Origin of the sequence: Mesorhizobium neociceri, assembly GCF_013520985.1 — a bacterium.
Taxonomy (GTDB): Bacteria; Pseudomonadota; Alphaproteobacteria; order Rhizobiales; family Rhizobiaceae; genus Mesorhizobium; species Mesorhizobium neociceri.
The window spans coordinates 1-9,895 of the sequence record NZ_JACDTY010000046.1 but is presented as its reverse complement, the minus strand read 5'-3'; the positions used below and the strand labels follow the sequence as shown (position 1 = coordinate 9,895).

The 9,895-nt window shown below is 59.6% G+C and carries 10 protein-coding genes and 2 pseudogenes; 4 read left to right on the top strand and 8 right to left on the bottom strand.

The window, feature by feature from the left end:
• The 4 genes and pseudogenes from H0241_RS36315 to H0241_RS36560 form a co-directional block, all read right to left on the bottom strand.
• The coding region (locus H0241_RS36315) for a cadherin domain-containing protein (protein WP_181062272.1) at nucleotides 1–1,030 on the bottom strand (1,030 nt) is incomplete at its 3' end.
• Between the two features lie 1,039 nt (nucleotides 1,031–2,069).
• A pseudogene (gene ccoS, locus H0241_RS35140) lies at nucleotides 2,070–2,175 on the bottom strand (cbb3-type cytochrome oxidase assembly protein CcoS).
• A gap of 771 nt (nucleotides 2,176–2,946) precedes the next feature.
• On the bottom strand, nucleotides 2,947–3,363 hold the full coding sequence (locus H0241_RS36040) for a glutathione S-transferase C-terminal domain-containing protein (protein ID WP_235984633.1): 417 nt from the start codon (nucleotides 3,361–3,363) through the stop codon (nucleotides 2,947–2,949).
• Nucleotides 3,364–3,394: 31 nt separating this feature from the next.
• A pseudogene (locus H0241_RS36560) lies at nucleotides 3,395–3,493 on the bottom strand (hypothetical protein); the annotation flags it as partial.
• A 22-nt stretch (nucleotides 3,494–3,515) separates the two neighbouring features.
• Between H0241_RS36560 and H0241_RS35130 the strand changes: the two are divergent.
• Nucleotides 3,516–4,418 carry a LysR family transcriptional regulator gene (locus H0241_RS35130; protein WP_181062271.1) on the top strand — a complete coding sequence of 301 codons (903 nt, stop codon included), beginning with the start codon at nucleotides 3,516–3,518 and terminating at the stop codon, nucleotides 4,416–4,418.
• Nucleotides 4,419–4,494: 76 nt separating this feature from the next.
• Here H0241_RS35130 and H0241_RS35125 read toward each other — a convergent pair whose 3' ends face one another.
• Nucleotides 4,495–5,139, bottom strand: a complete 645-nt coding sequence (locus tag H0241_RS35125) for a TetR/AcrR family transcriptional regulator (protein ID WP_328824974.1) — start codon at nucleotides 5,137–5,139, stop codon at nucleotides 4,495–4,497.
• Between the two features lie 236 nt (nucleotides 5,140–5,375).
• Between H0241_RS35125 and H0241_RS36310 the strand changes: the two genes are divergently transcribed.
• The 3 genes from H0241_RS36310 (at nucleotide 5,376) to H0241_RS35110 (ending at nucleotide 8,041) form a co-directional block, all read left to right on the top strand.
• Nucleotides 5,376–6,479: an MBL fold metallo-hydrolase gene (locus H0241_RS36310; RefSeq protein WP_210285193.1), complete on the top strand. Its 1,104-nt coding sequence runs from the start codon at nucleotides 5,376–5,378 to the stop codon at nucleotides 6,477–6,479.
• 59 nt (nucleotides 6,480–6,538) lie between these two features.
• The gene (locus tag H0241_RS35115; protein ID WP_328824973.1) at nucleotides 6,539–7,480 is read left to right on the top strand and encodes a D-2-hydroxyacid dehydrogenase family protein; all 942 of its coding nucleotides are present in this window, start codon (nucleotides 6,539–6,541) and stop codon (nucleotides 7,478–7,480) included.
• A 99-nt stretch (nucleotides 7,481–7,579) separates the two neighbouring features.
• A complete protein-coding gene (locus H0241_RS35110) occupies nucleotides 7,580–8,041 on the top strand; it encodes a quinone oxidoreductase family protein (protein ID WP_235984632.1) in 462 nt (153 codons plus the stop codon).
• Between the two features lie 201 nt (nucleotides 8,042–8,242).
• Here the strand turns inward: H0241_RS35110 and H0241_RS35105 are convergent, their stop codons facing one another.
• The 3 genes from H0241_RS35105 to H0241_RS35095 all read right to left on the bottom strand — a co-directional run.
• Nucleotides 8,243–8,491: a hypothetical protein gene (locus H0241_RS35105; protein ID WP_181062267.1), complete on the bottom strand. Its 249-nt coding sequence runs from the start codon at nucleotides 8,489–8,491 to the stop codon at nucleotides 8,243–8,245.
• Nucleotides 8,492–8,564: 73 nt separating this feature from the next.
• Nucleotides 8,565–8,852: a DUF1330 domain-containing protein gene (locus H0241_RS35100; RefSeq protein ID WP_181062266.1), complete on the bottom strand. Its 288-nt coding sequence runs from the start codon at nucleotides 8,850–8,852 to the stop codon at nucleotides 8,565–8,567.
• Between the two features lie 79 nt (nucleotides 8,853–8,931).
• Nucleotides 8,932–9,895 (bottom strand): zinc-dependent alcohol dehydrogenase family protein (locus H0241_RS35095; RefSeq protein WP_235984631.1); only part of this gene is annotated, 964 nt, incomplete at its 5' end.

Genomic DNA, 9,895 nt, shown 5'->3' with positions numbered 1-9,895 from the left:
CCGGCGGGCCGTTGGGATCGGTCGCGGATGCCGTGATGCCGACGGCGGTGCCGTTGGCGGCACCCTCTGCAACCGTGTTGGCGGCCGCATCGGTGTCGGTCGGCGTTGACGGATCAACGTCCGTCACCACAATGGTGAAACTCTGGGTAGTTATCCCGCCGTGGCCATCGTTCGCCTGGACTGTAATCGTATGGCTGGTCGCCGTCTCGTAGTTGAGCAGCGAGGCGTTGGCCACCGTAACCACGCCGGTGATGGTGTTGATCCCAAACCGGCCGCCGGCATTGTCGGTCAGGCTGTAGGTGACCGTGTCACCGTCAGCATCGGTTGCAATCGCAGTGATCCCGACCGTGGTCCCATTGGCAGCGCCTTCCGAAACACTGCCGCCGATGGCACCGTCGCTGTCAGTCGGCGTCGAGGGCGCGTGATTTGTTGTTCCTTGCTCGTTGAGAACTACAATCTGCTCAATACCGGTGATTTTAAGATCGAGTGTCTTGAAGGTGTAGACAGAGCTATCAGCCTGGCCAGTTTGCGCGCTGATGTGCGCGGGAAGCCAAACGTTTTTGACGTAAGCGATCTCTGCCGCAATGGCTGTGTCGCTGAACTGAGCTGCGCTCAGCCAGATCTGCAGGGTGTCGACGTCGGGTGTGGACCCAGTCTTACCGAGCTGCACCGCGCCGTTTCCGCCATCGTAGGAATCATAACCCGAGAAAGTGGTCCCGCCCAGCAGCGTTTGAGTAGGCACGATCCCATTGGTGGTCTGGTCTGTTCCGGAATAAAGCGTCCCGCCTGTCACCGTCTGGGTGGAACTCGTGAATGTGCTGCCAAGGCGGTACTGGTTTTCATAGGCCTTATAGATCAGAGTGTCCGTCCCTGACCCGCCGAGAACAGTATCGAAACCGCTACCGCCATTGAGGACGTCATCACCCGATCCGCCGTTCAAGCGATCGTCTCCAGCGCCCCCTGACAGTATGTCCACACCGCTTCCGCCGACCAGATTGTCGTTGCTGCCTGTGCCAATGGTCGTTGCCATGTCCTGTCCCCTATCTCGCTAGTTGTTCTTGTCGGTTAAGAACTGCCGACGACGACCTGCCACTTGCGGTGGGGTCGCCCAAAAAAAGTGCCAATCTGTGCAAGCAAGTTTGCCTTCGCCAACAAACGGCGAAATTCCGGGCGAGAGCGCCAGGACCAATGAGTTCGCGTTCACACCAATGACATTTCTACCGACGCCAAACGCCCACGTTAGCGAGTCTGCCGAATACCTGATGTCGGCTGAAACTTCGCAACCGGCGCCCCCGCGTCTCTTCGCATCGGTCGAGGCAGGAAACCCATCATCGATAGGGCATCCGGCCAAATCGTTGCACGGATCGAGAAGAATAACGGCCAGCGGCATGGAAATGAGGATAGTCTTATTTTCGACAAAGCCGCGGGCCCCGTCTCCCATCGGCGGTGTAGCTGGAAACGATGTCGCAGTTTCGTTGGCGTCTGTGCTTTGACAAGAAGCCATTTAAGCCCAACCCCCTTTTTACTCTTACGCCAGCACAAAAACAGATGCCCCATCATCTATTTGAGTACAGCAGTCGACGGCTATCTTGTTCTCCATTTAAACGTTTTTAACGACCAACATGCTAGTTTTGACCGACGTCTATTGTCAGCGCACAGTCCACAGGAGTCCCAGGTGTCGTCGCAATCCCGCGATCAGCCATGTAATCAACATGGCTGTCCACAGACGGGTCTTGTCTCAACGATGGTAGCTGCGGCGAGTTTTCCCGGCCGCGCTGCGTTCCCTTTTAACCCCTATGGCGTCACCCATTCCCTGATTGTCAGCCAGGATTATCTTAGGCGATGCTCATATTAGCACATTCTTAACGCTAATGAAGAGTAAGCGTCAACATCCAAAAGGAGGAACAGTTAACGGCCAAAAACACAGTATCAGAAGAGGACGCTGCGGCGCGAAGCGGCTAGACGATAGCCGAAGTTTGTGGCTTCCGCCTCCATCGTCCGCCACTGGGCGCGTGAAAACAATGGCCACCCTTGCTGGAGTAACACCAGTCGGAACGCTCCGAGCTTTGTCACTCAGGATCGCACAAAAGGATTCTCGGCGCCGCTCCGTCGAGGTCGTCATACTGTCCGGTCCGCGAGGTCCACAGAAGCCGCAAGTCCGACGAGCCCCATCAAGACTGCGACCGGATGGTGCGACTAGCCTGGCGTTGCATCCAAAGAGTAGGCAAGGTGATTGGAACACGAGTATCCAAGCCTAATGAGTGGCCGAGCGGCACGGACACGGTAGCCTTATTGGGAAATTGGCAATCGAGTTCGAGTTCATAGCGGCTACGCGGAGCCATGCGGAACGATGCGGGAAGATTTCTGATTTTAGCCCACGAAAAGCCAATGAAATCAATATGTATATGATGTCCTCCGGGCCCACCAGAATACCCATCTAAGTTACTGATTTTATTTATTTAGTTTTTCTTTGCCCACACCATGGACTCGAACCCCCGTAAAAGTCAGGTCGGATTGTGTTCGAGAACGATTTCGGGGCTCGTCGCGAAGTTAATTCTCAAGCCATTCCGGATCGCTGGATCGGACGTGTGATTTGCGGGTTTGACCCAGAGCTGACCAGCGCCAAACCGCAAGAGGCGCGGCGGCTTTGCGCCGCATGCCGGTCATTCCAACGGTCCCGACCGTTCACCAAAAGCAGACGTCGATGGCGCCAAGACCAAATTCGCTTCGGACTAGCGATGTGCCTAACCTCGGTCTTCTGCCGGTCCCCCGTTCTCCTAATGTCGTCATCGCTATTTTTTCCAAATTGGCAGCAGATGTTACGCCTCAAACCGCACATAAGGCTCTGCCGGGGGAAGCAGACATTTTAGATTCGATTCTGCGGTCCAAATCTCCGCCGATCGACATTCTACCCGGGAACTGGTCGCCGAGGTGGGACATTGACAACTACGCTCTGGCGCTCGAACGTGCCGCCACCGTCTGGTACCAGCGCTGGACGGCGCGGGAATCGTCGGGGATAGGCATTTTCAATGCTGCCGTTGCGAAATCGATGGTTACAACGGCGGTGATGTCGGCAGCCGAGAAGGCGGCTCCGGCCACAAACGGCACTTCCTCAAGGCGGGCTTCGAGGTCTGCATAGAAATTGGCGACACGGCGCTTGCTGCGTTCGACCAACCCGGGAATCTGATCATAGTCGTGCGGACCTGATAGTGCGCGGCCCTTGAGGCCGGCTGCCGCGTTGCGAACCCCTTCCATGGTCGGGGCGAAACCATCGAGTTCGACCCGACGCTCCCACATGGTGACGAGAGCCTTTCCGGTCGCGTCGCTTCCCCAGCAGCGGATGCTCAGGATAGGTTTCCTCAAGAAAGCGCCAGATTGCCGGGACTTCCGTGACCGTTGTGCCGTCGTCAAGAACGAGCGTCGGCACCTGTCGGCGCGGATTGATCGCCTTGAACCAGTGCCCTGCAAAAAGACTTTGTAGGTTGGTCGCCATACCTAAAAGGCATGGGAAACCCATGGAACTGAGACATCTTCGTTATTTCGTCGCCGTCGCCGAGGAGGGCAGCCTGACGCTCGCGGCCGAGAAAAGACTGCACACGGCGCAGCCGTCCCTCAGCCGCCAGATGCGGGATCTGGAATACGAGGTCGGTGCTCAGCTTATGGTCCGCAGCGCGCGGGGCATCGAGCTCACGACCGCAGGTCGCGTGTTCCTGGATCATGCCCGGTTGGCTCTGGCCCAGGTCGAGACAGCCCGGCAAGCGGCTCGTCGCGCTGCAGAACCAAGCAAGCCATCGTTTGCTCTTGGCTTCCTGACCGGACAGGAAATGGATTGGCTGCCCGGGGCGATGAGAATCCTCCACGATGAACTGCCCAACATGCAGGTCACTGTCGCTAGCCAGTATTCGCCAGACCTCGCGGGGGCGCTCATGACGGGCAGGCTTGACGTGGCCTTCATGCGCCCGGAGGCTGGGACACCCGGTCTCGCCTACAGGCTGGTCACCAGGGAGCCACTCGTCGTCGTACTGCCGAGTGATCATCGTCTCGCGTCGCGCCAGGCCATCCATCCGCGCGACGTCGTGGGCGAAACCTTCATCACGGTGTCGAACACGGCGCCGGCCTTGCGGGCCGTTATCGACGACTATCTGAAGCGATCCAATCTCGGTATCAGCCCGGGCCATGAGGTCGATAATCTCGCCATGGCGATGTCTCTGATCGCCTCAACGCGGGGCATGGCATTACTGCCTGCCTACGCAAAGAACTTCATGCCGTGGTCGGTGGTCAGCCGTCCGCTGGAGGGTCAAGCGCCAACGATCGATCTGGTTGTCGGCTACAGCAAGGCCAACGCATCGCCGACCCTGAAGCTGTTCCTTTCACGATTGGACGAACTGATCGCAGGCGTATCGGAAAAGCCAGGCTAACCAGGCGGAAAGAGCGAGGGAGATGCTCGCTGCTTCAGGGCCTCGTTCAGAAGTTGAGTGGCCTTTTCGGTCTGCCCTAGCGGTTCTTTTGCGATTTGGGAGCTTGGCTTGAACGCTCATCGAGCGATGCGAGCACATCTCGCTCGGCGTTCTCCAGAATCTCGTTCGAAAGCTCCGGCGCGGCCTGCGCGACGGACCGTGCCAGGACCAGCGCGCCCACCAGTTCGCAATGCAAGCTGATTGCCTGTTCGCGCAACGTCCTATGCTGGCCCGCAACAGCTGGAGATCCGTTCTGGACGATCAGCCCAGCCAGAATCGTTATCTGATCGTCCAGACCGCTGGCGTAATGCGACTGTGCGTCGGCGCCCAGGCGGGGAGCATCGCCGGCAAAGCCGGCGACCGGGCAGCCCTGATCGATGTCGTCTCGGTGGGCCCGCGATAGATACCAGACTATGTAGCGCCGAAGAGCGGTGGTCGATTCATCGACAGGTGCCGTTGCGTTCTTGACGAGCTCGGCATTCTTCTCGGCCATCGCCGAAGCAAGCACCTCGGCAACCAGAGCCGCCTTCGATTCAAAGTGGTTGTAGAAGCCGCCTTGCGTGAAGCCGGCATGCTTCATCAGTTCGCTCAGCCCGACGGCTTCTACGCCGCGTTCTCTGAATAACTGCGTCGCCGCGGCAACAATCGCGAGGCGGTTTTCCGCCGCCTGTTCTCTCGACACGCCCAAAGCTTGCTCCTTATTCGTTGTGACTCACCCACCGATTTAATGCATCACGATTGCGTTTACAATCGATAATGACGGTCGTAATTCCGACTCGACATGGGCCGTGCGCGGAACGTGAAGGCCTCGCTAATTGGCTTTAATTCAATTAGTTAGCCAATGTTTTGTGCTAATTCTCAACCCTGAGCGGCAGAGACTCAGGCTCTTTTCCCAAAGGAAGATTGACAAAGACAATTGTGATCGACATTGTGTTTTGTGTCGCGGAGACCAAAGCCGCGCTAGCACGCAGCGCCTTCACCTTGGAGATCGACATGACCAAGTCCCCATTGCTTCTGACCCGTCGCAGCATATTTCAAGTCGGTGCCGGCATCGTCGCCTCAGCCGCGGTATCGCCATTGGTTGGCCCCGATGCGGCCCAGGCTGAGGAAGCCCAACCCACCACCCAGACGCCACTCAACGGCGACGGCTTCTATCGCTTCAGGATCGGTGACTTCCAGGCGACCGTGATCTCGGATGGCTATGGACAGCTTCCGATCCGGCCGATCCTCGCTATGAACGTTTCTGAAGCCGAACTCGCTCCGGTCTTGGAGGCAAATTTCATGCAGCCGGTGATCCAAGGCACGAGCAACATGCTGGTGGTCGACACGGGACGGGAGCGTATCCTTGTCGATACTGGCTTCGGTGAGAAACTTGGCCCGTCCTTCGGTAACTTTCCTGGGCTCGAGGCGAACCTGCATCGGGCCGGAATCACTCCAGAGAGCATTGATCTCGTCGTGATCTCGCACGGTCACCTGGATCACATCGGCGGCCTGGTAACGAAAGCGAGCGCGCCGGCATTTTCCAAGGCCCAATTCGTCTTTGTCGATACGGAGTGGAACTACTGGACCGGCAGCCGCTATGAAAGCGAGGTGAACAGCTCGCCGATGCCTGACCCGTTCAAGAAGGGCACGATTGAGGCCGCTCGAGATAACTTGCCAGCGGTCGCCAACCGCACGCGGTTCGTGAAGCAGGGGGGCGAAATCACAAGCGGTGTGCACTATATCGCGGCGCCGGGACATTCGCCGTCGCATGCCACAATCCTGTTCACCTCGGGCGACGAACAGTTCATCTATATGGGTGACATCGCCCACAATCCGGTGACGAGCCTGCAGCATCCCGACTGGACGCCGATGTTCGACTACGATCCCGCGCAAGCGATCAAGACGCGCAAGGCCATTCTGGACCGCGTCGCGACCGATCGGATCATGGTGATGGGCTATCATTTTCCGTTCCCGGCTATTGGACATGTCGTCCGCCGCGACAAGGCATACCACTGGGAACCCGCCATGTGGTCCTGGTAGCGAACTGATCTCTTTGGAGGAACGCGATGTCTATCAAACAGGAGCGCTGCAGAATTGCCGTGCTGGACGACTACCAGCACGTTGCACTTTCGCTCGCGGACTGGTCGGTGCTGGATGCGCGGGCGACGGTGACCGTTTTTGACGATCATCTTGCAGATACCGACGCCGTCATCGAGCGCCTGCAGCCATTCGACGTCGTCTGCGTGATGCGGGAGCGCACGCCGATGACGCGTGCCATCATCGAGCGCTTGCCCAAACTCCGTCTGATTGCTTCGACGGCCCCTCGCAATGCCTCGATCGATATCCAGGCTGCGGAGGAGCGGGGTGTCGAGGTCGTTCATACGGGCTACACGTCGGCGCCGACGATCGAGCTGACCTGGGCACTTATCCTGGGCAGTGCCCGCAACCTCGTCGCCGAGAATGCGTCGCTGCGCGGCAGCGGATGGCAGCAGTCGGTCGGGGATGACATGGCGGGGCGGACCCTCGGCGTCCTGGGTCTCGGCAACGTCGGCGCTGCCGTGGCAAAGATCGGCAATGCCTTCGGCATGAAGGTGATCGCCTGGAGCCAGAATCTCACGACCGAGCGCGCGGCTGAAGTGGGCGCCACGCTCGTCCCGAGGCAGAAGCTGTTCCAGGAGGCGGATATCCTGTCCGTCCATCTGGTGCTCAGCGAAAGGACGCGCGGCCTGGTGGGTGCAGCGGAACTCGCACTGATGAAGCCGACGGCACGGCTGGTAAACACATCGCGCGGACCGATCGTCGCTGAGGCTGATCTCGTCAAGGCGCTCAGAGACAAGACGATAGCCGGCGCGGCGGTCGATGTGTTCGATCAGGAACCGTTGCCGCCCGACCATCCGTTCCGCGCGCTGCCGAACCTTTTGGCAACGCCGCATATCGGCTACGTCTCGCGCGGGCTGTACCAGCGCTTTTACCGGGACACGGTCGAGAACATCGCTCGCTGGATCGACGGCCACGCAGCCGCTCGGCATCCACCGAACTGAGCAGCCCTTCGATCTTCGCAGCCGGCCGGCGGGTCGGCGCCATATGGTCCGCAAGGCGATGGAATAAGCGCCGATCGAATCAACTTATGGAGAATGGTTATGCGCGCGATCGAGGCCAAGACTTTCTCGGGCTATGACGGTCTGCGGCAGACCGAATTGCCCAAGCCGCAACCGGCGAAGGACAGGGTGCTGGTTCGCGTCATGGCCGCCAGCGTCACACCGCTCGATCACACGATCCTGTCGGGCGGACATCCTCGAGCCAAGGCGCCGCTGGTGCTCGGCAACGAGGGCGCCGGTGTCGTCGAGGATTCCGGCGACTCCGGTCTTACGGTGGGAAGCCGCGTGATGTTCACCGGGCCTTACAGTGTTCGTGAGAACGGCACGTGGCAGGAATGGCTGCTGGCGAAGCCCGAAGATCTGGCGCTCGTGCCGGACTCGATCGACGATGTCGTCGCGGCCAGTCTTCCAGTGGCCTATCTGACGGCACAGGTCACGCTGACGCTGGCCGGTTTCAAGCCAGGCAAGACAGTGATGGCGCCGGAGTTCGTCTTGGCAGGGTGATCGACATGGCAGCCGTATCTCTTCACGCCTGCGCGCACTGATCCGTGCGCGCAGGGTATTGTACGCGCGGCGGAGACGAACTCCGGCGGCAGGCCGATCAGGCATCTTGGGGTTGTGGCCGCGTAAGTTGATGCCGCTACACGAGGCCAGCTTGGTCCTCGACAGCCAACTGCCAGTCGATGACTTCAGATGGTGACCTGTTCAACTATTGCTCTCAGGTCCTAACACCATCCATTCCATCTTGGGTTCAAGCCACGAGGCAAGCTTGACGAATCGTGGCAAGGCCCTCGCTCTGACGATGTTGCGGGCGAGTTCGGCAACGCCCGGCCCGAGCGTTAAAAACTCCTCGCGGCGCGTGACGAAGGTCAACTGACGCGAAAATTCCAGTCCCGGCAGTGGCATCACCTCGACGCCGTCGACAAACGCATCGCCCTGACAGCCGCGGGCCATTCATGTGCTGCGCGACGAGCTGAAAAGTACTGGCCGACATCCCCCTGCAAACCACACGACGGCGCTTGCGCAGTTACAGACCCTCGACGACAAAGCCTCGATAGGACGCGCGCTTGAAGCGGTGCTGCGCGACGGCCTGATAGTCCGGGCTGCGGTACCAGGCCAAAGCCGCATCGATTGCTGGAAATTTGGCGATCGCCACGGCCTCGGGTGCTGGCCCCTCCAACACCTCCAGTCTGCCATTCGCGGCAAGGAACTGCATTGGGAATTTTTCGAGCATCGTTCCTACAGAGTTGGCGTAGATATCCAACTCCTTCTGATCATGTGTTTGCTCGCGGATATAGATGACATAGGTAGCCATTGCATTTCTCCGACAAGACCACGCGCGGCTGACAAGGCGGTTGTTCATGCCCGTCCGCGCTCCTTTGGCCGGCAAGAGCTCAGTGCTGAATGACGACCTTGCCGACAATATTGCGCGCGGCGAAGTGCGTGATGGCGGCCTTGGCGTCGTCGAATGCATGGACGCTATCGATGACCGGCCGGATGCCATGCTGTTCCATCACCCGGCACATGTCCTCGAGGTCCCGGCGGCTTCCAATTGTCACCGCGCGAAAGCTGACCCGGCTCATGAACATGGTCATGAAGTCGACGCTGCCTTCATACCCCGCCAGGATGCCGACGATGGCAATTTCCCCGCCAACCGCGGAGGCCTTCATCGACTGGGGCAAGGTGGCAGGCCCGCCCACCTCGACAACACGATCGACGCCGCGGCCGTTGGTGAGGTCGCGGACCGCGTCACCCCAGTCGGGCGTCGCGTTGTAGTCGATGACGGCATGCGCGCCGAGCCGGCGAAGCGTCTGTGCCTTGTCATGGCTGGAGGTTGTCGAAATCACCATGGCGCCAAGTGCGGTGGCCAGCTGCACGGCAAACAGCGACACGCCGCCGGTGCCCTGGGTGAGCACGACTTCGCCGGCGCGAACACCGGCAATTGCCGACCATGCCGTCACCGCGGCGCAGGAAAGCGTGGCGCCTTCCTCGAAGCTCATATGCGATGGCAATGGAACAAGGATCTCCGCGCTGACCACCTTGTATTGCGTCAGCCAGCCATCGTGATGGACGACCCACTGCTCGTGTGACGTGTTCAACGTTCCGCCAAACCAGGTGGGAAAGAAGGAGTTGACGACCTTGTCGCCGACCCTGAAGCGCGTGACGCCTTCACCGATCGCTTCGATTTCGCCGGCGCCATCCGACAACGGCACACGGCCGATTGGAACGGACGGCTGATACTGGCCGGCAAAAATGGGCAGATCGCGGAAGTTGAGCGACGACGCCCTGACGCGGACCAGGACTTCACCGCGACCAGGCTTCGGAATTTCGCTCTCTTTGATGATCAGGCTGTCGGGC

Excerpts from the sequence above, each read along its gene's own strand:
- H0241_RS35130 (WP_181062271.1), top strand. The coding sequence starts at position 3,516 with ATGGAACTGAGACATCTTCGTTATTTCGTCGCCGTCGCCGAGGAGGGC.
- H0241_RS35110 (WP_235984632.1), top strand. The coding sequence starts at position 7,580 with ATGCGCGCGATCGAGGCCAAGACTTTCTCGGGCTATGACGGTCTGCGG.
- H0241_RS35105 (WP_181062267.1), bottom strand. The coding sequence starts at position 8,491 with ATGGCCCGCGGCTGTCAGGGCGATGCGTTTGTCGACGGCGTCGAGGTG.
- H0241_RS35100 (WP_181062266.1), bottom strand. The coding sequence starts at position 8,852 with ATGGCTACCTATGTCATCTATATCCGCGAGCAAACACATGATCAGAAG.